This window comes from Yoonia sp. R2331, assembly GCF_041103235.1.
GTDB lineage: Bacteria > Pseudomonadota > Alphaproteobacteria > Rhodobacterales > Rhodobacteraceae > CANMYO01.
On the sequence record NZ_JBGCUN010000001.1, the window covers coordinates 221,003 to 242,871 of the forward strand.

20 protein-coding genes and 1 tRNA gene are annotated in these 21,869 nt (G+C 60.5%); 4 read left to right on the plus strand and 17 right to left on the minus strand.

Annotation, left to right across the window (positions count from 1 at the left end):
• Nucleotides 1-37 precede the first annotated feature (37 nt).
• On the plus strand, nucleotides 38-928 hold the full coding sequence (hemF, locus tag AB3Y40_RS01145) for an oxygen-dependent coproporphyrinogen oxidase (protein ID WP_369439575.1): 891 nt from the start codon (nucleotides 38-40) through the stop codon (nucleotides 926-928).
• Between the two features lie 143 nt (nucleotides 929-1,071).
• Here hemF and AB3Y40_RS01150 read toward each other — a convergent pair whose 3' ends face one another.
• Together AB3Y40_RS01150 and hemE are read right to left on the minus strand one after the other, a co-directional pair.
• Nucleotides 1,072-1,404 (minus strand): hypothetical protein, encoded by a 333-nt coding sequence (locus AB3Y40_RS01150; protein ID WP_369436972.1) that lies wholly within the window; start codon nucleotides 1,402-1,404, stop codon nucleotides 1,072-1,074.
• A gap of 18 nt (nucleotides 1,405-1,422) precedes the next feature.
• Complete coding sequence (hemE, locus tag AB3Y40_RS01155) at nucleotides 1,423-2,451, minus strand: uroporphyrinogen decarboxylase (RefSeq protein ID WP_369436973.1); 1,029 nt, start codon at nucleotides 2,449-2,451, stop codon at nucleotides 1,423-1,425.
• Between the two features lie 81 nt (nucleotides 2,452-2,532).
• Between hemE and hemC the strand changes: the two genes are divergently transcribed.
• A complete protein-coding gene (hemC, locus tag AB3Y40_RS01160; RefSeq protein ID WP_369436974.1) occupies nucleotides 2,533-3,468 on the plus strand; it encodes a hydroxymethylbilane synthase in 936 nt (311 codons plus the stop codon).
• Here hemC and AB3Y40_RS01165 read toward each other — a convergent pair.
• The 5 genes from AB3Y40_RS01165 to AB3Y40_RS01185 form a co-directional block, all read right to left on the minus strand.
• Nucleotides 3,465-4,889, minus strand: coding sequence for an FAD-binding oxidoreductase (locus AB3Y40_RS01165; RefSeq protein WP_369436975.1), 1,425 nt, complete (start codon nucleotides 4,887-4,889; stop codon nucleotides 3,465-3,467). The genes hemC and AB3Y40_RS01165 overlap by 4 nt on opposite strands.
• A 156-nt stretch (nucleotides 4,890-5,045) precedes the next feature.
• Nucleotides 5,046-5,122: transfer RNA gene (locus AB3Y40_RS01170), tRNA-Met, on the minus strand.
• 51 nt (nucleotides 5,123-5,173) lie between these two features.
• A complete protein-coding gene (locus AB3Y40_RS01175) occupies nucleotides 5,174-6,184 on the minus strand; it encodes a cytochrome d ubiquinol oxidase subunit II (protein WP_369439576.1) in 1,011 nt (336 codons plus the stop codon).
• A gap of 11 nt (nucleotides 6,185-6,195) precedes the next feature.
• Nucleotides 6,196-7,602: a cytochrome ubiquinol oxidase subunit I gene (locus tag AB3Y40_RS01180; RefSeq protein ID WP_369436976.1), complete on the minus strand. Its 1,407-nt coding sequence runs from the start codon at nucleotides 7,600-7,602 to the stop codon at nucleotides 6,196-6,198.
• Nucleotides 7,603-7,758: 156 nt separating this feature from the next.
• Nucleotides 7,759-9,084, minus strand: coding sequence for a uracil-xanthine permease family protein (locus AB3Y40_RS01185; RefSeq protein ID WP_369436977.1), 1,326 nt, complete (start codon nucleotides 9,082-9,084; stop codon nucleotides 7,759-7,761).
• Nucleotides 9,085-9,246: 162 nt separating this feature from the next.
• On the opposite strand from AB3Y40_RS01185, the gene uraH reads away from it, so the two are divergent.
• Nucleotides 9,247-9,606 (plus strand): hydroxyisourate hydrolase, encoded by a 360-nt coding sequence (uraH, locus tag AB3Y40_RS01190; RefSeq protein WP_369439577.1) that lies wholly within the window; start codon nucleotides 9,247-9,249, stop codon nucleotides 9,604-9,606.
• Here uraH and AB3Y40_RS01195 read toward each other — a convergent pair.
• The 10 genes from AB3Y40_RS01195 to AB3Y40_RS01240 form a co-directional block, all read right to left on the minus strand.
• Entirely contained in the window at nucleotides 9,603-10,574 is a 972-nt protein-coding gene (locus tag AB3Y40_RS01195; protein ID WP_369436978.1) for an aldose epimerase family protein, read from the minus strand. The two genes, uraH and AB3Y40_RS01195, sit on opposite strands and share 4 nt — an antisense overlap.
• On the minus strand, nucleotides 10,571-12,472 hold the full coding sequence (locus AB3Y40_RS01200; protein WP_369436979.1) for a beta-galactosidase: 1,902 nt from the start codon (nucleotides 12,470-12,472) through the stop codon (nucleotides 10,571-10,573). Before AB3Y40_RS01200 ends, AB3Y40_RS01195 begins: the two co-directional genes overlap by 4 nt.
• A 72-nt stretch (nucleotides 12,473-12,544) precedes the next feature.
• On the minus strand, nucleotides 12,545-13,366 hold the full coding sequence (locus AB3Y40_RS01205; RefSeq protein ID WP_369436980.1) for an SMP-30/gluconolactonase/LRE family protein: 822 nt from the start codon (nucleotides 13,364-13,366) through the stop codon (nucleotides 12,545-12,547).
• A complete protein-coding gene (locus AB3Y40_RS01210; protein WP_369436981.1) occupies nucleotides 13,363-13,968 on the minus strand; it encodes a 2-dehydro-3-deoxy-6-phosphogalactonate aldolase in 606 nt (201 codons plus the stop codon). Before AB3Y40_RS01210 ends, AB3Y40_RS01205 begins: the two co-directional genes overlap by 4 nt.
• Complete coding sequence (locus AB3Y40_RS01215; protein WP_369436982.1) at nucleotides 13,968-14,864, minus strand: 2-dehydro-3-deoxygalactonokinase; 897 nt, start codon at nucleotides 14,862-14,864, stop codon at nucleotides 13,968-13,970. Before AB3Y40_RS01215 ends, AB3Y40_RS01210 begins: the two co-directional genes overlap by 1 nt.
• Nucleotides 14,861-15,625 carry an SDR family NAD(P)-dependent oxidoreductase gene (locus tag AB3Y40_RS01220; RefSeq protein ID WP_369436983.1) on the minus strand — a complete coding sequence of 255 codons (765 nt, stop codon included), beginning with the start codon at nucleotides 15,623-15,625 and terminating at the stop codon, nucleotides 14,861-14,863. The genes AB3Y40_RS01215 and AB3Y40_RS01220 overlap by 4 nt, the downstream gene beginning before the upstream one ends.
• Nucleotides 15,622-17,703: an alpha-galactosidase gene (locus tag AB3Y40_RS01225; RefSeq protein ID WP_369436984.1), complete on the minus strand. Its 2,082-nt coding sequence runs from the start codon at nucleotides 17,701-17,703 to the stop codon at nucleotides 15,622-15,624. Before AB3Y40_RS01225 ends, AB3Y40_RS01220 begins: the two co-directional genes overlap by 4 nt.
• Nucleotides 17,704-17,709: 6 nt before the next feature.
• Nucleotides 17,710-18,558 (minus strand): carbohydrate ABC transporter permease, encoded by an 849-nt coding sequence (locus AB3Y40_RS01230; RefSeq protein ID WP_369436985.1) that lies wholly within the window; start codon nucleotides 18,556-18,558, stop codon nucleotides 17,710-17,712.
• A gap of 1 nt (nucleotide 18,559) precedes the next feature.
• Nucleotides 18,560-19,504 (minus strand): carbohydrate ABC transporter permease, encoded by a 945-nt coding sequence (locus AB3Y40_RS01235; RefSeq protein ID WP_369436986.1) that lies wholly within the window; start codon nucleotides 19,502-19,504, stop codon nucleotides 18,560-18,562.
• A gap of 136 nt (nucleotides 19,505-19,640) precedes the next feature.
• On the minus strand, nucleotides 19,641-20,900 hold the full coding sequence (locus AB3Y40_RS01240) for an ABC transporter substrate-binding protein (RefSeq protein ID WP_369436987.1): 1,260 nt from the start codon (nucleotides 20,898-20,900) through the stop codon (nucleotides 19,641-19,643).
• A gap of 160 nt (nucleotides 20,901-21,060) precedes the next feature.
• Here AB3Y40_RS01240 and AB3Y40_RS01245 point away from each other — a divergent pair, with 160 nt between their 5' ends.
• Nucleotides 21,061-21,867 (plus strand): IclR family transcriptional regulator, encoded by an 807-nt coding sequence (locus AB3Y40_RS01245; protein WP_369439578.1) that lies wholly within the window; start codon nucleotides 21,061-21,063, stop codon nucleotides 21,865-21,867.
• Nucleotides 21,868-21,869: the final 2 nt, after the last annotated feature.

Consider the following 21,869-nt stretch of genomic DNA (forward strand, 5'->3'; position numbering starts at 1 on the left):
ACGAGATGTTATGCAATAGCAGTGGGATATGACGGCGATGACAGGCGGAATGGAGCAGGAAAAGGCACAGGCGGCGGCGTGGTTTGAGACACTGCGCGACGAAATTGTCGCAGCCTTTGAAGCTTTGGAAGACAGCCAGAACAGCGGGCCGACGGCCGGATTGGCAGCGGGGCGGTTTGAACAGACGGCCACGACGCGCACAGCCGATGACGGATCTGACGCAGGTGGCGGGCTGATGAGCGTGATGCGCGGCGGCCGGGTGTTTGAAAAGGTGGGGGTGAATACCTCGACCGTTTATGGGCATTTGGGGGAGGCTGCGCAAAAAGCGATGGCCGCGCGCGGTGTGCCGGGCATGGCCGATGATCCGCGGTTCTGGGCGTCAGGTATTTCGCTGGTGGCGCATATGCAGAACCCGCATGCGCCTGCGGTGCATATGAATACCCGGATGTTCTGGACACCGCATGCCTGGTGGTTTGGTGGCGGGTCGGATTTGAACCCGTGCATCGAATATGCAGACGATACGGCCCATTTTCACGCCACGCAGCAAACCCATCTGGACCCGCATGGGGTGGATTTCTATCCCAAACTGAAAGCCTGGGCGGATGAGTATTTCTATATCCCGCATCGCAACCGGGCGCGTGGGGTGGGCGGTATCTTTATGGATGACCATTGTTCTGGGGACTGGGCCAAGGATTTTGCTCTGACGCAGGATATCGGGCGGGCGTTTTTGCCGGCTTATGTCCCGCTGGTTGAAAAACGGCGGATGCAGGCGTGGGATGACGCGGACAAGGATACGCAGCTTGTGCATCGCGGGCTTTATGCCGAATACAACCTTGTCTACGACCGGGGCACCAAGTTTGGTCTGGCCACGGGGCATGATGCCAATGCGGTGTTGATGAGCTTGCCACCCCTGGCCAAGTGGGTCTGAAACAGCGGAGCGCGCCCTGCGGGGCGCGCACGACATTTTGGTGCCTGTGGTGCGGGTCCGCCTTTTTGACCGGATGTGGCGCGGGTGCCTTGCGCCTCCGGCGGGCATATTTTTATTCAAAAGAAAGACGTGGGGTCAGGGCCCTAGTCAGGAGTGACAAAAAGGGCGCCGCCTGCGCGGGTTTGGCGGTTGGGGGTGACGGGTGGTGTTGTGTCTGCGCCGTAGGCATAAGCCTCTAGCCCGGCGCGGACAAGATCGTCGGGCAGGCCGGTGCGACTGGCGAGAAGTGTGACGGTTTGGTCTGGTGCTACGGTCAGCAAGGTGCGGGCCAGCCGCAGTTGCACCAGTGCAATGCGGTCCTCGGATGCGAGGGCTGCCTGTTCCGCAGCGGTGGCAGGGACCAGCAGATAGGCCGCGCAAAGCATGGCGGCGGTTCCGGTGACAGTGACCCAGACAATTCTGATCAGGTGCCGCATGGGCGTTTCCGTGGCAATTCAGCTGTTGCGCACAGTCTCAACCATCAATGCGACATTTTTGGGGTCGGCATCGGGCGTGATGCCGTGGCCGAGGTTGAAGATATGGGGGCCTTTGCGGAAGGCATCCACGATGCGGCGGGTTTCATCAACCAGCGTCTGACCGCCGGTAACCATATGCGAAGAGGCCAGATTGCCCTGCACACAGCCCTGGGTCTGGACGTTTGCGGCGGCCCAGTCGGCCGTCACACCATCGTCAAGGGCCACGCAGTCGGCCCCGGTGGCGGCATGGGTGCCAACGTATTTGTCGCCCGCGCCACGCGGGAAGGCGATGACCGGGATGCCGGGGTGTCGCGCCTTGAGTGCCAGCACGATCCTGGCGGTGGGGCGCAGTGCAAAGTCGACAAAGTCTTGACCCTGCAGAGATCCGGCCCAGCTATCGAAAATCTTGACCACCTCGGCACCAGCGTCGATCTGGTGCGACAGGTAGTCAATCGTGGCGTCGGTGATGATGTCGATCAGCCCTTCGAAGACCGCGCGATTATCTGCCTTGAGCGCGTGGGCGGGGCCCTGGTCGGGTGTTCCGCGACCGGCGATCATATAGGTGGCCACGGTCCAGGGGGCACCGGCGAAGCCGATCAATGTCGTGTCCTTGGGCAGTTCGGACGCCAGAATTTTGACTGTCTCATAGACCGGGCCAAGGGTGTCGTGGATGTCGGATTTCGGCTTGAGTGCGTCCAGCTCGGCCTGCGTGGTAATCGTCGAAAGCCGCGGACCTTCGCCGGTCACAAACCACAAATCAGCCCCCAGCGCCTGCGGCAGCAGAAGAATGTCAGCAAACAGGATGGCCGCGTCAAAGCCATAGCGGCGGATCGGTTGCAGGGTCACTTCTGCTGCGAGTTCGGGGTTGTAGCACAGTGACAGAAAGTCACCCGCCTGTGCGCGGGTGGCACGGTATTCCGGCAGGTAGCGCCCCGCCTGACGCATCATCCAGATCGGGGGGGTGGGCAGGGTTTCGCCCGCCAGTGCGCGCAGGATTGTCTTTGTCATCGTGCTTCCTTTGTCTTGTTCCTGTGGTCGCAACGGAATGGCCCGTTGTCAACCCAAGTTGACATGTCTAAGACTTGTCCCATGACACTTGATTTGCCGACCCCCGCCGCCGTTTTTCGTATTGGAACCAGAGGGTCGCCGCTTGCGCTGGCGCAGGCGCATGAGACGCGCGCGCGGCTGGCAGAGGCTTTTGCGCTGCCGCATGAAGCTTTTGACATCGTGGTGATCAAGGTCAAGGGCGATCAGATTCTGGACAAGGCTTTGCGCGAAATTGACGGCAAAGGGCTGTTCACCCGCGAGATCGAAGAGGCGTTGTTGGCAGGTCAGATCGACATTGCGGTGCATTCGACCAAGGACATGCCCGTCGCTCAACCCGCGGGTCTGGTGATGGAGACTTACTTGCCGCGCGAGGATGTGCGGGATGCCTTTGTGTCACTGAAGTACCAAGGCCTGAGCGAGATGCCGGAAGGCTCGGTTGTTGGAACGTCAAGCACGCGCAGACGGGCGCAGTTGGCGGCGAAGTTTCCGTATCTGAAAGTGGTCGAGTTTCGCGGCAATGTGCAGACGCGGCTGGGCAAGCTGGAAAACGGCGTGGCGGATGCAACGTTTCTGGCGACCGCAGGGCTGAAGCGGTTGGGCATGGATGATGTGCCCTATCATCCGATTGAGGTTACCGACATGCTGCCTGCGATTGCACAGGGTGCCATTGGGATTGAGCGGCGTGGCGACGACATGCGCGCCGCCGAAATGCTCGAGGCGATCCACGACACCCCGACCGGACTGCGCTTGCGCGCAGAACGCACCCTGTTGGCGGGGCTGGACGGGTCTTGCGAGACCCCGATTGGCGGGCTGGCAGAACTGGGTGCTGATGGATTGCGGCTGCGCGGTGAAATCCTGCGCCACGATGGATCAGAGGTGTTGACCGGTGATCTGCGCGGCGCGGTTGAAGACGGCGCAGAAATGGGGCGCGCGATGGCCGCTGATTTGCTGGGGCGTGCGGGTCCGGGGTTCTTTTAGGGCGCTGCTGGAAACACCTTGCCCGGGTTCAAAAGGTTGTCTGGATCAAGGGCCAGTTTGATTGCGCGCATCGCTGCGATAGAGGCGGGGTCTTTGCGCCGGGCCATGGAACCCAGTTTGGATTTGCCCACGCCATGTTCGGCGCTGAAGGAACCGCGCAGGTCCACCACCACGTCTTCGATCATTTCGCGGATCGTGTCTTTCAACGTGGGATCGTCGCTGCTGGGATAGGCCGTATAGTGGATATTGCCGTCACCCAGATGAGCCACGAAAAGGTCAGTCGCGCCGGGGTCAAGGGCGGCCAGACGTTTTGCGACCCGGGTCAGGAAAGCAGCCACATCCGTCAAGGCGACGGCCACGTCTGTGTCGACGTAGGGGCGTTTGTGAAAGGCGATCTCTGCCGCGGATTCGCGACGTGCCCACATCTCTGCCCTTTGGGTGTCGTTTTGGGCGACGACGGCGTCGAGCAGCGCGCCGTCTTCCATCATCGCGCCCAAGATCATCGTCAGCCGCTCTTGCACAGGGATGGCACCGTTCACGTCTGGGGTCGCGTCACGTGGCGCTATGGCCCCCACTTCGAGCAGGATGTTGACGTCATGGCTGTCGTCAAACGGCGCGCGGGCGCCGGGGATCACGGCCAGGTGCCCCTCGATAAAGTTGCGAGGCATCAGCTCGAACGCTTCGACCGCGCCGGAGGTTTCCGATTGCACGCGGTTCAACAGGTCAAGCGCGTCAGATAGTGACGGCACTGCGACCATGGCCGTGGCATAGGCCAGCGGCTTGGGGTGCAGTTTCATGACCGCGCGGGTGATGATGCCCAACGTCCCCTCTGATCCGATCATCAGGTGCTTGAGGCTGAGGCCAGAGTTGTCCTTGTGCAGGCGGCCCATCATGTCGATGACCTCGCCCGTGGCAGTGACCACTTCAAGACCAAGGCAAAGGTCACGGGTGTTGCCATAGCGCAGCACGTTGGACCCGCCGGCATTGGTGGCCAGTACGCCGCCGATCATGGCAGAGCCACGCGCGCCAAAGGTCAGCGGAAAGATCAGATCATAGGCGTCCGCGGCATCATGCAGCGCGGACAGGATGACGCCTGCGCCGACTGTGGCGGTGCGGCCTGCGGCGTCGATGGTTTCGATCCGGTTCAAGCGGTCCAGAGACAGCATCAGCATGTTCTGCCCCGAGGTGCCACCGGTCAGACCGGTATTGCCCGAAACAGGCACGACCGGACAGCCGTGCGCGCTGGCGATTTTCATGACGCCCGCGACTTGGGCCGTGTCAGCAGGGCGCAGGACGGCCACAGGGTCGGCGGTATACCCGCCGGTCCAATCCGTCAGCCATTTGGCGCGGTCATTGTCCGTCAGCACATTGTCATGTCCCAACAGGGCGCGCAGGTCATCAAGCATCACATTCTCTGTCATGGCGACAGAGTAATCATGTGGCTTGGCAAAGGTGAAGGGTCGCGCGGCGTTAGGCGGGAATTGAAGGTCCGGCGCGGGGTGGCTTGCGTAGCAAACGCCCGTACGTCGGGACCGCCGGTGTCAGTTGGCGGGGCGTCGACCTGAAGGGGATGGTGGTGGTGGCGTGGGGGAGATTTGAACTCCCGACCTAACGATTATGAGTCGTTCGCTCTAACCAACTGAGCTACCGCGCCGAACCACTTGGGGGGGATTAAGCCCACCTGCGGGGTCTGTCAAACCGATTCTTAGTCATACCGCAACTCCGTCGCTTTGCCGCGGAAGATGTAATACGCCAAGAAGGTATAGGCCGCGATTGTCGGCAGCACGACGCAGGTGCCAAGCAGGATGATCCACAGGCTTTCAGGTGCGCTGGCGCTGTCGTAGATCGTTAGCTTGTCGGGCACGACATAGGGGTAAAAGCTGTAGGCCATGCCGCCATAAGCCAACGACCACAAGGCCGAGGCCGTCGCGAACGGCAGCCATGACATCCGGTCGCCCGCGAATGGCATCCGGCGCAGCATCGTCCACAAGCCAAGCACCAAAGCGCCCGATAGGATCGGCAGCGGTGCCAGCCACAGGATCTGCGGAAAGCTGAACCATTTGTCGAAGATGCGCGGCGAGACATAGGGCGTCGCCAGAGAGATGGCACCGATGCCCAGCACCAACCCCCAGATGCCGCCCTTGGCCCAGCTGATCGCCTTGCGCTGCAGATGCTCATCGGTCTTGTAGATCACCCAAGTGGCCCCGATGAAACTGTAGCCGACGGTCAGGAAGACGGCTGTGAGCAGCGCAAAGGCAAAGTGGCCCCAAGTGTAATCGAGGCCCATGACATACATGCCCAGCATGAACCCCTGTGCCAGCGCCGTCATCAACGAGCCTGAAAAGAAAACGTTGTTCCACAAGGGTTTGTAGGAGGCGGGGGCCTTGGCGCGGAATTCAAACGCCACACCGCGCATAATCAGCCCGATCAGCATCACCGCAACGGGCAGGTAGAGTGCAGTCAGGATTTCGCCATGCGCTGCAGGGAAGGCCACCAGAAGCAGCCCCACCGCCAGCACCAGCCAGGTTTCATTGGCATCCCAGAATGGCCCGATCGAGGCGATCATGCGGTCCTTTTCCGCGTCATCGGCAAAGGGGAACAGGATGCCGACGCCAAGGTCATAGCCATCAAGGATCACGTAGATCAGGATGGACGCACCCATCAGCCCTGCAAAGGTGAAGGGTAGCCATTGGGCGGGATCACCGAACATATCCATTGTCATAATGCTTACTCCGCCGGGACGCTTTTTGCGACCGCTTCGGGCGCACGGCGCGGTTCCATGACAGGTTCACCCTTGGATGCCTTGCGCGCCAGATAGAAGATCACCGTGATATAGGCGCCTAACAGGATCGCATAGACCGCCAGATAAGCGATCAGCGTCGACAGCACCATCGGTGCGGGCACGTCGGCGACAGCCTCTTTCGTGGTCATGACACCTTGCACCAGCCACGGTTGGCGGCCGATTTCGGTTGTATACCACCCGGCGAGCGTCGCCAGCCAGCCCGAGAACGTCATGCCGACAAGGCCGTAAAGCCAAAGCTTCGGCAGCCCTTCGACCCCGCGCCGCCCGTCGCCGTTGCGCTGTTTGCGCAGCATCATCACGACCGACGCCCAAGAGATTAGCAGCATCAGCACGCCAGTGCCGACCATCACCCGGAACGACCAGAAGACGGGTGCCACACGCGGATGCAGCGGTGTGCCATCCTCGGCCACAAATTCGTTCAGGCCCTTCACTTCACCATCCCATTCATGGGTCAGGATCAGCGACGCAAGGCCGGGAATGCCCAGTTCAAAGTGGTTTTCGCGCGCTTCATCGTCGGGCCATGCGAACAGCAGCAGTGGCGCACCACGTTCGGTTTCCCAGACGCCCTCCATCGCGGCGATTTTGGCGGGCTGATATTCCTTTGTGTTCAGCCCGTGCATATCACCCACAAAGATCTGCACCGGGATCAGCAGCGCAGCGGCCCAAAGCGCTGTCGTCAAGGCTGTGCGCACGCCACCTGTGCGCCCACCAATCAGCCAACGGAACGCGGACACACCGGCGATCAGGAAGCTGACGGTCAGGAAGCTGGCCAGCAACATGTGAAAGAACCGATATGGCATTGAGGGGTTGAAGATGATCGCCCACCAATCGGTCGCATGCGCCACACCGTCAATCATTTCAAAGCCTTGCGGCGTGTGCATCCAGGAATTCAGCACGATGATCCAGAAAGTGGACATCGTTGTACCAAAGGCGACAAGTGCCGTGGCCGTCGTATGCAGCCAACGCGGCACACGGGAAAAACCAAATAGCATGATGCCCAGAAACACCGCCTCCAGGAAGAAGGCGGTCATCACCTCATAAGCCAGCAAGGGCCCCGCGATATTGCCCACGATTTCCATAAAACCGGGCCAGTTGGTGCCGAACTGGAACGACATGGTGATGCCGGACACCACGCCCATCGCAAAGGACAGCGCGAAGACTTTGACCCAAAAGCCATAAGCCTCCATCCAGCGCGCCTCTCCACTGCGGTTATAGCGCAGGCGGAAGTACAAAAGCACCCAGCCCAGGGCGATGGTGATCGTCGGGAAGAGGATGTGAAACGAAATATTGGCCGCGAATTGAATCCGCGAAAGAAGCAGAGTTTCCATCATGATCTTGTCCTTTGCCTTCCGGCGTTTGTTAGACCTGATTTAGACTGGTTCCAAGGAATTGACAGGCGGGTGCGACAGCTTATCGCGATCATGGTTTCCGTATCGAAAATGGCCCGCAGATTGGATTGCGGGCCATCTGGTTGTGTGTGAAATCGCCTAGATTTCGTCGGGCAAAATCAGGTTGAGGCTAATCGCCAGAAGCGCCGTTGGTGCAACGGCCGAGGTGGCAAGTGTCTTGACCACGCCGGGCAGGTACTGGACCGCAGATGGCACAAGGTTCAGGCCCAGACCCACCGCGAGCGAGATGGCGATGATCACCATGTTGCGGCGGTTCATCGTGACCTCTGTCAGCATGTTCATGCCAGCCGCGGCTACCATGCCGAACATCACAATCACGCCGCCACCCAGCACCGGCAGGGGCATTGACGCGATGACCGCACCGATCTTGGGCACCAGGCCGCAGATGATCATGATGAGACCGGCGATGGTCACGACATGGCGGCTCATCACGCCGGTCATGCCGACGATGCCGACATTCTGGCTGAACGAGGTGTTGGGCAGGCCGCCAAAGACGCCAGCGATCGCGGTCCCCAGACCATCGGCATAGGTTGCTCCTGCGATTTCCTCCTTGGTTGCTTCGCGTCCCGCCCCGGCCTTTGTCGTGCCAGAGGCATCACCGACAGTTTCAATGGCCGATACGATGCTGACCAGAATGACTGCGATCACGGCGCCAAGACTGAATTCAAACCCGTAAGGCAGGGGTTGGATGGCTGTGACCCAGCCTGCGCCAGCCACAGGCCCAAAGTTGACCATACCAAGCGCGAATGCGAGCGCGTATCCGACCAAGAGACCCACAAGAATTGCGGCGTTGGACAGGGTGCCTTTGGTGAAGAATTTCACGATGAGCGCCACAATGATCACCGAAAGTGCGACCGACCAATGCTTGAGCGAGCCAAAGCTTTCAGCGGCCATCTGAAAGTCGGCCGCGCCGCCTGCGGCATATTTGATGGCCACCGGGATCAGATAAAGACCAATGGCCAGGATCACCAAGCCGGTGACCAGCGGCGGAAAGAGCCAGCGCAGTGACCCGATGACGGTGCCCAGTGCAAAGTGTACCACGCCGCCGATGATGCAGGCGCTTAACGCCACGCCCAGCCCTTGGGTCGCGGCGATCCCGGCCAGCACGCCGACAAAGGCAAAGGATGTGCCTTGCATGATCGGCAGACGCGCACCAATCGGTCCGATGCCGACAGTTTGAAAGAGTGTCGCGATGCCGGCAAACAGCATGGCCATCTGAATAAGGTAGATCTGTTCCGGCCCGCCAAAGGCCAACCCGGCCGCACCGGCCACGATAATCGACGGTGTGACGTTGGACGCAAACATCGCCAGAACATGTTGCAAACCAAGCGGCACCGCCTGCCCGATGGGTGGTGTCACGTTTGGATCTGAATAGGCCGATCCCGCCGTGTGAGTGGTGTTCATCTTGTGTCCCCTGTTCCCATAGCCACAACTTGTGGTGGCCTGCGGCGGATTGAAGCACCAAATGCGGCCATCACAAAGAGATTTCCGCATACGTTTGCAAGGGTTGACTTGCGATGTGGCATCAGTGCTTGTTCAAGCGGCAAAATGATGGGAAATGATGCCATGTCCGAAGGATTTCTGACGACACATGTGCTGGACACCGCGCGTGGTGTGCCTGCAGCGGGGATGGTGATCGTGCTGTTCCGGCGGGATGGGGGCACCCGCACAGAGCTGGCGCGCAAGACCACCAATGACGACGGACGCACCGATGGCCCGATCCTGCCCGCCGCCGATTTTGCGGTCGGCACCTATGAACTGGAATTCCACGCAGGCGACTATCTGGACGCAAATGGTCTGACGGATGCCAGTCCGCGCTTTCTGGACGTCATTCCGATCCGGTTCGGGATCAGCGACCCCGCTTCACATTATCACGTGCCGCTGCTGGTCTCGCCCTTCAGCTTTTCGACCTATCGCGGCAGCTAAGCCTGCGGCGCAAAGAATCGGTAGGTGGTGGCCTGCCGGTAGGGCGTTTCAGCCGTGACCTTGATCGACGGAAACGCGCGATTGTTGGGCGCATCGGGCCAGCCCTGCGCCTCGACCGCGAGGCCTTCGTAATGGGCGCCCCCGGGGCGGATCGCCTCGCGCCCGTCATAGACCTGAATGCCGGGCTGGTCAGTGGCGACGGTCATGCCAACGCCTGATGTGCCGGTCAGTGTAAGAACCTCGCGCAGCGGTTGCGGGCCGTCAGACAGACAGAAGTTATTGTCGAGCCACGGCGCGTTGGGCGCAATCGCGCGGGGTGTGCGAAAGTCCATGTCGGTGCCGGTTACATCCGCAATCTCGCCGCTCGGGCAAAGGTCTGCGTTGCCTGGCAAATAGCGGTCTGCCGCGACTTGCAAGACGTGGCCGTCCCAGCGCGGGGTGCCATCGAAATTCCAGTAGGAATGATTGGCAAAGTTCATCAGCGTATCGGCATCGGTGGTGCCGGTGACATCCAGATGCAACGTCTTGCCGCTGACGCGAAAGGTTGCGGTGATGGTTCTGTTGCCGGGCAACCCGGAGTCACCATCCGCAAGATCACAGGTCAGCACCACGTGGCTGGCGCTGTGATCGGCCAACTGCCACAGGCGGCGGTGGGTGGCTTGCGCGCCGGAATGAAGGTGAATGCGGCCGTCCTGATTGCGTTCCAATTCATACATCATGCCGTCGATCTTCACACGCGCCGTGCTGATCCGGTTGGCAATCGGGCCGATCAGGCTGCCGTGGTGACGCATGTCACCTTCGTAATCCGACAGCCTGTCAGAGCCGAGCGTCAGCGACCGGTCAATCCCCGCCAGCCGGACATCCTGCACCGTGGCGCCCCAGGTCAAAACAGTGACGGCAAGATCGCCGTCTTGCAGGGTCAGGGCGTGGACATCCTGCCCTGTCGCCGTGGTGCCAAAGTGCTTCATTTCGGTTCCCAATGGACGCCGGCTGCAGGGATGACGGTGTCATTCCATGTCTGCGGCTGCGGCGCGTAGTTAAAGACAAAACGGTGGGTGGCGGTGTCACGGATGCGCAGGCCTTCGGGCAGGGCAAAGGTCGTCAGATCCGCGGCGTCACAAAGCCCGCCGACGATGCTGTCCCATGTCGCATCATCCGGCCACCCAGCAAGGTAGCGCAGAGTGTCGCCGCCCATGATCGCGGGCAGGCCCGCCACCGTGGACATATGCACCGGCGCGCGGCCCTCAAGGTGTTCGAACCAGTGCAGAAAGCGCCCGCCGCCTTGCAGGTCAATGGCGTCTGTGGGCGGGATGCTTTCGCTCATCACAACGCTGACGTCTGTGTCAGGCAAGTCGGGGCCAAGCGGGGTCGGGATCGACAACTCGTCGGTCTTGGTATCCGTGCGCGGGCCGATCAAGGCAATGCCGTCATAAGCGCCAAGGGCAGCGCGCAGCGGATCAGACAGGCGCATCAACCCCGGGGCCAGCACCAGTTTGTAATCTGACAGATCAGCCGCATCAGGCGGCAGGATGTCAATCGACACGCCTGCACGGCGCAGCGCCCGGTAGGCCGAAAACGCCAGCCGGAACATATCGAAATCCGCGCCTTGCGGCTGCGCGTCCCAGGCCCATGCGCTTTCATAGTCAAAGATCAGCGCGACGGGGGCTGGTGCCTCATCAATCTGGGGCAAGCCCCTGATTTCTTCGGCCACCTGCGCAGCTTCGGCCAGTGCGGGGGCAGGCTCTGAATCCGGGCGCAAGAGGCCTGCGTGCATCTGTTCCTGCGCAAAGGGTGCTTGCCGCCAGCGGAAATAACAGACCGCCTCTGCCCCATGGGCAAAGGCCTCCCACGCCCAAAGCCGGGCCATGCCGGGCAGTGGTGCAGGGTTATAGGGCGCCCAGTTCACGGGGCCGGGTTGCTGTTCCATGACCCACCAGCGGCCGCGCCCCACGGCGCGGTAAAGGTCGTGGTGAAAGGCCTGATTGTCGGGGTGGCCCTGCCGCAGATAGAACTGCTTTTCTGCGGGCGTCCCCTCGATCCGATCCGACAGGAACCCAATGGGGTAGCTGTCCCAGGACGCGATATCGAGGTCTGCACCGACTTTGAAATGGTCAAACGTCAGCGTGCGCCCCATGTAGTTGTGGATCAGCGGCGCGGATGAATGTTTGCGGATCGCATCCGCCTGCGCACGGTTGAAGGCCACCACCTGATCAGAGCTATAGCGCCGGAAGGCCAGCACATGCGGGTGGTTGGGTTCCGTCACGGTTTGATTGGGCAGTTCGATCTGGTCAAAGCTGTCATAATCCATTGACCAGAACACATTGCCCCACGCCCGGTTCAGGGCATCGGTGGATTGATACCTCTGCGCCAGCCAGTCGCGGAACCCGTCGCGGGCGGCGTCCGAATAGCTGAGCGTGGTGTCGTGGCAATCGTATTCGTTGTCGATCTGCCAGGCGGCCACATGCGGGTTCTTGCCATAGCGTTCGGCCATCAACGTGGCGATGCGCACAGCCTCGGCCCGGTAGCCAAGGTGGCTGAAATCATAATGACGGCGGCTGCCAAATTTGCGGACATGGCCGTCCTCGGCCACGGGCAACATGTCGGGCAGCTTGTCGAGCATCCAGCGCGGCGGCGTGGCGGTCGGCGTACCAAGCACGACCTTCAGGCCCGCCTTGCCCAGCGTTTCAATGGCGCGGTCCAGCCAGTCCCAGGTGAACACGCCCGGCTCTGCCTCCATTCGGGCCCATGCAAATTCACCGATACGCACCCATGTCAGGCCGGTGTCGGCCATCTGAGCGGCATCGCGCGCCCATTGCTCTTCCGGCCAGTGTTCTGGGTAATAGCAGACGCCAAGGGTGCGTTTCATGATCGTAACCTTGTTTCCGGCGGAAGGGCCGGATCTGGAGAGTGTCGTGGTCAGACGAGGCGGGGGTCCACTTTAAAGGATCACCCGATGCTCTGCCTGACCAGTGTATGTGGTGTCCACGGCATATGTCATGCCGTCGTGCGGCCCATCAAGGCCCACGGCCGCCGTGGTGCAGTAAAGCGTCGCAAGGTCATCACCGCCAAAGGCTGGGCAAGAGGATTGCGCGCCGGGGATCGGATAGCTTTCGACAAAAGCGCCATCGGGGTCATAGACCGCCACACGGGACGCACCCCACTGGGCCGAAAACAGGTTACCAGCCGCATCAAAAACCGCGCCATCGGGCCGCAGGTTTGTGCCGGTCAGATCAACGATAACCTCTGCCGCCCCCTTGGGCCAACCGTCGGCATCAAGTGCCACGCGCATAATCTTTTGCGTGTCGGTATCCGCGTAGCAGGCCGTAGTGCCATCGGGGTGAAAGGAAATGGCATTGCTGACGGTGATGTCGCCAAACAGTTTGCGCAGCTCACCCTTGTAGAAGCGCCAGATTGACCCGGCACCGGGTTCGGCATTGATCCCCATGGTGCCAATCCAGAACCCGCCTTGCGGGTCTGCGCGGCCATCATTGGACCGGGTGACAGGGTTGTCCGCCTCAAGCGGGGTCAACTCTTCGGTTGCGCCCGTGGTCAGGTTGAAGGTGCTCAGCGACCGGGCCGAGGCGACCAGCAGCGTGTCGGTATCGACCCAGCCCGCGGCGGACACATAGGTGTAAAACTGCCAGTGTTGGCCCTTGGTGTGTAGCCGGTGGTTCAGAATGTCGAACCAGAACAATTGCTTGCGTTCTGGGTGCCACAACGGGCCTTCGCCCAGCTGGCATTTGGTGTCGTCAAAGATCATGCTGTTGCCTCGTCATAAGCGGCAACCATCGCGGTGGCGCGCTGGCCGACATCTGCGGCGCTGAGGCCCGGCTTGTAAAGGGCAGACCCGATACCAAAGCCGTCGGCACCGGCGGCGAGCCATTCACCAAAGTTGTCAGCGCCGGCACCGCCCACGGCAAAGACCTGGGTGCCTGTTGGCAGCACTGCGCGGATCGCGGTGATCCCGGCGGGGCCGATCAGGCTGGCCGGAAAGATCTTCAGCCCATCGGCCCCGGCCTTGAGTGCGGCAAAGCACTCTGTCGGGGTCATCACACCCGGCCAGCTTTGCATGCCAGCGGCCTTGGTGGCGGCAATCACGCGCTGGTCGCAGTTGGGCGACACGATCAGCTTGCCACCTGCCTGCGCGACACGGCCCACATCATCAGTGGACAGCACCGTGCCTGCCCCGATCAGCGCCTTGTGACCAAAGACGTTGGCCATCTGCCGGATGCTGTCAAACGGGTCGGGCGAATTCAGCGGCACCTCGATCCGGGTGATGCCTGCGTTGATGCAGGCCTCGCAGATATCGACGGCCTCATCGGGGGTGACCCCGCGCAAAATGGCAATCAGGGGGCGTGACATCAGATGTCCTTCCATGCGCGATAGGCGGCGGTCAGTCCGGCAAGGGTGACGCGATCCGCGTTGACTTGGGTGGCGGCAACAGATTGCGCCATTAGCGCATCCACATAAAGCCGTGACAGCCCGCCTTCGCCGATCACGGCAACTTGCTGGCCCAGCCAATAGGGTTTCGCGGCGGCAAGCTCTGCGCCGATCAAAAGGCCAGACAGGCGCGCACGCGCGCTGGCATTGGTCAGGCCATTCAGCAACCCCTCTGCCCGGATCGCAAAAAGCGACGCGGCAAGGCGTTCGGGCCGTGACAGGCTGGCATTCAGCGCATCGGCAAAGCCATCGTCATCCCAGCCGTCATCAATCGAGTGACGTAACACGGTGTGGCCCGAAATCGCGGCAAACAGATCGCCTGTCATGGCGGTCTGAAAACTGACGACTTCGTTCGCGGAGACATGCACCCATTTGGTATGGGTGCCGGGCAGGCAGATCACGCCGTCCCAGTTGGGGTTCAGCGCCAGAAAACCTGCGATCTGGGTTTCCTCTCCGCGCATCACATCGGCAGGGCTTTCTTGTTTGATGCCGGGAATGACGCGCACGTTCAGCGGGGATGCGGGTTTGGCCAGTGCGGGGCTAAGTGCCGGACATGGCACGCTGGCGTAAGGTGCCTCGACCCAGCCCTGACGGCTGCCGACCATGCCGCAGGCGACAACGGGCGTGTCATTGGTGACCTGCCAGGGGGCCACCACCGCCCGCAAGGCCGGCTCAAACCCATCGCGCGCCAGTTTGCCCATGCCATCGCAGGACTGCGCGGTTGCCAGAACGTCGTGACCGCCTGACATCGCCCAGGCGCGCAGATGCGTCGTACCCCAGTCCACGGCGATCCACGTCGGTTCGATTGCGTCGTTCATCCTGTCACCACCACACCTGCATCGACCACCAGCACCTGCGACGTCATCATCGCAGAGCTGTCAGATGCCAGGAACAGCGCAGTCCCCACAACATCTTCGGGCTTCAGATGCCGCTTAAGGCACTGCAGGTCAAGAAACGCAGCAAGCGTTTCCGGTGTTGCCCATTTTTCCATCTGTTTGTCGGTCAGGACCCAGCCCGGAGCGATCGCGTTCACCCGCAGCCCCTGTGGCCCCCATTCCCGTGCCAGCGCGCGGGTCATGCCGGTGATGCCTGCGTTAGAGGTCACATAGGGGGCCATCCCTTTGCCCCCCATCATGTAGCTGATGGACGAGAAATTGATGATCGACCCGCCGTCACCCATGAGCGCTGCGGCCTTTTGGCTGGCAAAGAAGTAGTGCTTGAGATTGACGTCGATCATCTGTGCCCACTCCGCCTCTGTCACGGTCGCGGCGGGCATCCGCATGTCGTTGGCGGCATTGTTGATCGTGGCTTTGAACGGTCCATGCGCGGCGGCGGCCTGATCCATCGCATTGTGCAGGGCTTGCGTGTCGGTGACGTCGCATTGGATGAACAGTGGCGTGTTGCCGGTGGCTTGCGCCATCATTGCCGCTGCATCACGACAATCTGCGAGGTCCACAAAGGCCACGCGCGCGCCCTGTTCCAGAAAGGCTGTGGTCAGGGCTGCGCCAATGCCAGTGCCGCCGCCGGTGATGAAAACCGAGGCCCCGTCCAAGTCATCATAGCGCGCAAATCCTGTCACAGCCGTTCCCCTTCGAGCACCCACATCGTGTCTGGAAATGACCACGGCAGCACCACGCCGTGGTGCATCAGATAACGCCCCGACAGCGTCATGCTGTCAGTCTTCAGCGCCGGTGCGCCGCGCGACAGGGTCGGTGCCGCATGGCGGTTGGCAAGATGCACGCGGTAGTGCGCATTGGCGTCAAGCCCGGTCAGGCGCAGCGGGCGCGGGGCGATCTGCTGGCTGGTTGCAGCCTTGCCTGCAAAGACCACGAACCGTTCGCCATCGCGGGAAAGCTGTTCTTCGGCCAGCACTGCCGCATCGGCGCTGTCCAGCCGTAGAATATCAGCGGTGCGCATCCAGTCGCGGTTGGCCTTCCACCACGTCGTGACCTCGCGCAGCACGGTAGCCTCGTGATCGTCCAATTCGCGCGGGTCCATTTCAAACCCCATGTGGCGCTGGGCTGCGACCCATGCCCGGAACGAGATGTCAAAGACCCGGCCGGAGGTGTGGCATTTGCGCGGTCCCACATGGCTGCCGGTCACAGCAAGCGGCAGGAACAGGGCGGCGTCATGCTGAATTCGCAGTCGTTCCAGCGCGTCGTTGCTGTCAGACAGCCACACCCGCTGGGTGCGCTGCATGATGCCAAAGTCGATCCGCCCGCCACCCGACGCGCAGCTTTCGATCTCGACCAATGGGAAATCGGCGCGCAGCCGGTCGATCAGCGCATAAGACCCACGGGTCTGGGCGGCATCGGGCATCGGCAGCACGCGGTTATGGTCCCACTTGATATAGTCAATGTCGTGGGCGGCCAGGATCGCGGACATGCGGTCATAAAGGTAGTCACGGACCTCTGGCAGCGCCATATTCAGCGCCTTTTGCTGGCGGCCCAGTGTCTGATCCTCGCTTCCCAGCACCCAATCGGGGTGGGCGCGGTGAATATCGCTGTCCTCATTGATCATCTCAGGTTCAAACCAGATGCCGAACGTCATGCCGCAGTGATGCACATGATCAATCAGAGGCCCGAGGCCGTCGGGGTATTTGCGGGGGTCCACTGTCCAGTCCGACAGCGACCGGGTGTCGTCATCGCGGTTCCCGAACCAGCCGTCATCCAGCACGAAACGTTCGGCCCCCAGATCGGCGGCGCGGCTGGCGATGTCCTGCAGCACTGGCAGCTTGTGATCGAAATAAACCGCTTCCCAGCAATTGTAATGCACCGGGCGCTGCACCGACGGTTTCGGCCATGTGACGATCCGGTCGCGCAAATGCCGTTGGAACGCCACCGCGCAACCGTTCAACCCGCTGTCGGAATAGGTGATATAAAGCGGGGCGGTCTTGAACTGGGTTGCTGCTGCGGTTTCCATCCGGGCCGCGTGGCCCCATTGAATTTGCCGCCGCCCGTCGGGCAATTCCTCGGCGACCATGCGGTGACCACCGGACCAGCCATAGTGAAAGCCATAAGCCTCACCCTTGGTGTTTGTCGTCCCGGTGCAGGGCACGATCAGGCCCGGAAAATGTTCATGCCCGGTGCGCCCGGTGCGGTTCTCGCGGTAGCGGATGCCAGCGGACCACGGTGTCTGATTGGTCTGAAACTCGCCACACCAGCGACCGGAAAAGTCGATCATCTCGTCCGATTGTTGCGGGCCGGGCAGCACAGGGGCCGCCAGCCAATGCAGATGGACGGGCCGTGTGGCGTCCAGCACCGTCTGGCAGGTGATAATATGTGTGTCGGGATCGGGTCGGAAGGTGAATGTCAGCGTCAGCCCGTTGTCCGCATCCTCATAGGACAAAGCAAGCCCGTCAATGTTGTCTTCGGATTGATAACAGAACTTGGGCAACAACGGCGTGCCATCGGTGTCACGCAGGATCAGGCCGGGTTGGCCGGGAAAGCTGCGCGTCGCTTCGGGGCACAACGACAACGGTGGGTTTTCGTCCAGCATCCCGCCTGTGACGTCGATGACATGCGCCGCCTGCAAGGTGCGCAGATCGTCATCCTGTGGCAGGGCAGGCCCCCAATATACCACTTCTGGCAGTCGGTCATTCTGAGCCGCCAGAACAAGCGTCTGGCGGCCATCATCGAGGCGATACTGTCGTGTCATGTTTTCTTACTTCACAGCGCCTAGTGTCAGTCCGGCGATAAAATGTTTCTGCATCAGGAAAAACATCGCAACCGGCGGTAATGCCGCGACAATGGATCCGGCACTCATCAGGTGATAAGCGGCCCGGAACTGCGAATTGAACTCTGTAATACCGGCAGTAACGGGTTGGGCGTCTGGCCCTTGGGTCAGCACGACGGCCCAGAAATAGTCATTCCAGATGAAGGTAAAGATCAGGACCGCCAGCGCGGCCAGCGCGGGCTTCATCAGCGGCAGCACCACATACCAGAAAATACGGATTTCAGAGATGCCTTCGACCCGTGCCGCCTCGATCAGCGGGAAAGGTAGCGCGCGGATAAAGTTGCGCATGAACAGCGTGCAGAACCCGGTCTGAAACGCCACATGGAACAACACAAGACCTGTGATCGTGTCGTAGAGACCAAGGTTGATGGTCAAGTCGCGCACCGGTACCATCAGGATCTGGAACGGCACAAAGTTGCCCGCAATGAACATGAAGAAGATCAGCAGGTTGCCCTTGAACCGGTAGATGCCAAGCGCAAAGCCCGCCATGGCCGACAGGGCCACGGCCCCGATCACCGTCGGCACGGTAATGAACAAGGAGTTGATCAGATACCGCGGCATGTTCGATTCAAAGAAGACCTTGCCGTAGTTGTTGAACATCTCGAACGATGAGGGCACGCCCCAGAAATTGCCATTCACGAAATCCGCGTCGGGCTTGATCGAAAAGATGAACACCGCAATCAGTGGAAGCAGCCAGACAATCAACGCCAAAGGAAGAAGGGTCTGATACCCGGCTTGCCGCGCCTGCGACTGCTGCTGGATCGGACGTGGAAACATCTTAGCGGCCTCCCTTTTCGTCTTGGTACATCGACCACAGGAAGTAGACGATGAAGAAGAGCATGATGAAGAACAGCACCACCGCGATGGCCGCGCCATAGCCCATGCGGAAGCCGAATTCAGACAGCGATTCCTCGAACATGTAAAAGCTCAGCACGCGGGTTGACCCGAACGGACCACCATTGGTCATGACGCTGATCAGGTCAAACGACCGCAGCGCGCCGATGATTGTCACCACAAAGGCAATGAAGGTTGCGGGCTTGAGTTGTGGCAGAATGACGTACCACAGCATCTTGCGGCCTTTCGCGCCATCAAGACGCGCAGCCTCGACCTGTTCGGGGTCCACGGCATTCAGGCCGGTCAGATACAGGATCATGCAATAGGCCGTCTGCGGCCACAGACCGGCGGCAATAATGCCATAGGTCGCGGTGTTGGGATTGCCCAGCATGCCGCCCTTGATGTCGATCCCCACAAGGCCTGTGATCTGGTCAAACAGACCATCGTTGGGCAGATAGAACCAGCTGAACACGAGGCCAACAACGACCTGAGAAATGACGAATGGAAAGAAGAACAGCGACTTGTAAAGCCGGATGCCAAATACCGTCTGGTTCAGGAAAAGCGAGATAAACAGGCCCATCGGGATCGCCAGAAGATACAGCACAAGCCACTTGAGGTTGTTCCAGAACGATGTCTCGAACTTGCGGTCCATGTTCTGCTCGCCAATGCCCAAAAGGCGCTCATAGTTGGCGGTGCCGACCCATGTCGCCTCTCCCAGACCGTCCCATTGGTGGAACGAAATCCAGAACGACTGACCAATAGGAATGATCACATAGACTGCAAAGAACAGGATCGCGGGGGCCAGAAATAGCCATGGCGTGATCGCAATTTCGTTGCGCTTGTACCAACCGCGCTGGCTGCGCGCGCTGTTCGTGGTCGCGGATGACATGGTCTTCCTCCCTCGCGGTCAACACATGCGAAAACCCTTCTTTGGGCTTGCGGATGGGTTGGGTGGGACGGTTCCGCCCGCGTGATGCGGACGGAACCTTGGGTAGGGCGGGGTTCACCCCGCCGTCACCGATGATTTACTGGTAGATGCGCTGACGTGCTTCTTCCAGACGGGCCAGGATGTCGTCCAGGTTGTCCGGGAACACCATGAACTCTTGCAGGCCTTCCATGCCGACCGACGCCATTTCGGCGGGGAAGTCACGGTCGAAGAACTGCATGATGCCGCCGGATGCGTTGTTGGACAGCATGTCGAAACCTTCCTGGATGAACTTGTCATCAGAGACGGTTGCGTTTGCGTTCACTGGCAACTGACCCAGAGCGTCACCGCCGTTGATCTCGGACTGCACTTCAGCCGAGGTCACGAACCGCAAGAATGCCTTGGCCGCTTCAACGTTCTGCGCGCCAGAGGCGATGTGGAACGTATCTGTTGGTGCATCTTCTGCTGGTGCCACATCAGGGTTGATCGTCGGGAACTGGTAGAAGTCCAGTTGATCGTCTGTCAAGCCACCGTCACGGAACGCCGCGACAGAGAAGTTGCCCATCAGATAAGCAGTTGCTTCGCCGTCCACCATGAACGGCATCGCTTCCTGCCAGCTGTAAGACTGGTGGTCCTCGATGAAAGCGCCCATGTCGATCAGCTGACGCCAGTTGGCGAATGTCTGACGCACACGATCGTCGGTCCACTCAATCTCGCCATTGGCAAGCTGGATGTGGAAATCATAGCCGTTGGTACGGCTGTTGATGTAGTCAAACCAGCCACCAGCGGTCCACAGGAACTTGGAACCAATGGTGTAGCACTTGCGGCCAGAGTCGATGATCGCCTGGCAGTTGGCAATCTCTTCGTCCCAGGTGGCAGGCTCTGTCAGGCCCAGCTCTTCGAAGATGTCCTTACGATAGTAGACACCCCACTGGTAGTATGTGTAGGGCACGCCCCACTGCTTACCGTCCAGCGTCATCGCGCCTTTGGTCGATGCCAGTGCTTCGAACTCGGGCTCTGCCCAGAGATCAGAAATGTCCATGAACAGGCCAGCGTCGACATAAGGTGTCATGCGGGTTGCGGCGTACCAGTTCACAACGTCCGGTGGGTTTGCGCCCAGTGCGTTGCGGATCTGTGTTTTCCACGCTTCGCGATCAACAATTGTCAGATCTACGGTCAGATCGTCGTGCATGGCGTCAAAGTCAGCCGCTAGCTTTTCCATCACCGCGCGCGGTGCAGGGTTCGACATATCTGAAATGATGCGCAGCTCGCCTGACAGCGCGTGACCATCAGCAGTTGCAGTTGTTGCCATGCCAGCAGCAACCAACGCCGCAAGCGACGTTTTAAGAATGGAATGCATGGTGTCCTCCCTAGTGCTTCCATAGATTTTCAAGTCTCAATATTTGAAACTCGGTTTTGGATATTGATACTAAATCGCGACTCACCTATGCTTGTCAACAGTCCAGGCGGCAAATCGCACTCGGGAGGAGCGCGAAAAGCCGCTGAAGGACGGGAGGAATATCGTGGCACGCGAAGCGGGTGACGGAACAGTTGGCAAGGCGCTGGAAGTGCTGGAACAGGTTGCGGATTTTGGACGCCCTGTGCGGTTCACGGAAGTGCTGGCCGTGTCCGATTTTCCCAAGCCTACGCTTTACCGTTTTATGCAGACACTGACGAATCAGCGGATGCTGGAATACGATTCTGACCGCCAGACATATGCGCCGGGAGGGCGTCTGGTGCGATTGGCACATGCGGCCTGGGCGCAGTCGTCTTTGGCGCGGGTCGCAAGGCCGCAACTGGTCGCGCTAAGTGCTGCGACCGGCGAAACGGTGCATCTGGCGAAACTTGATCACGCGCAGGTGCTTTACCTTGATAAGCTGAACGCGGCCCAACCGGTTGAGATGTACAGCCAGGCAGGAAAGGTTGGTCCGGTCTATTGCACTGGTGTCGGCAAGGTCATGTTGGCGCATCTGACCGAGGATCAAAGTGCCGATGTGATCGAACAGCAGTCCTTTCACCAGTTCACACAGCAGACCCTACCTGATGCCGCAGCACTGCGCGAAGAACTGGCCGAGATCAGGCGGCATGGCTACGGCTTTGACCGCGAAGAGCACGAACCGGGCATTATCTGTATTGCGGCCCCGATCCTGACCGATCAAAGCCGCGTTCTGGGCGCGATTTCAGTCACCAGCACGACCAGCCGCACCAACCTTGCCGGGCTCGAAGCCCAGCTTCCGGCGCTGCAACAGGCAGCAAAATCAATCGCGGGAGAGGCCCAAGCCTGGAGCTTTCCCGACAATCAGCAACACTCAAAATCAGGGATCTAGAT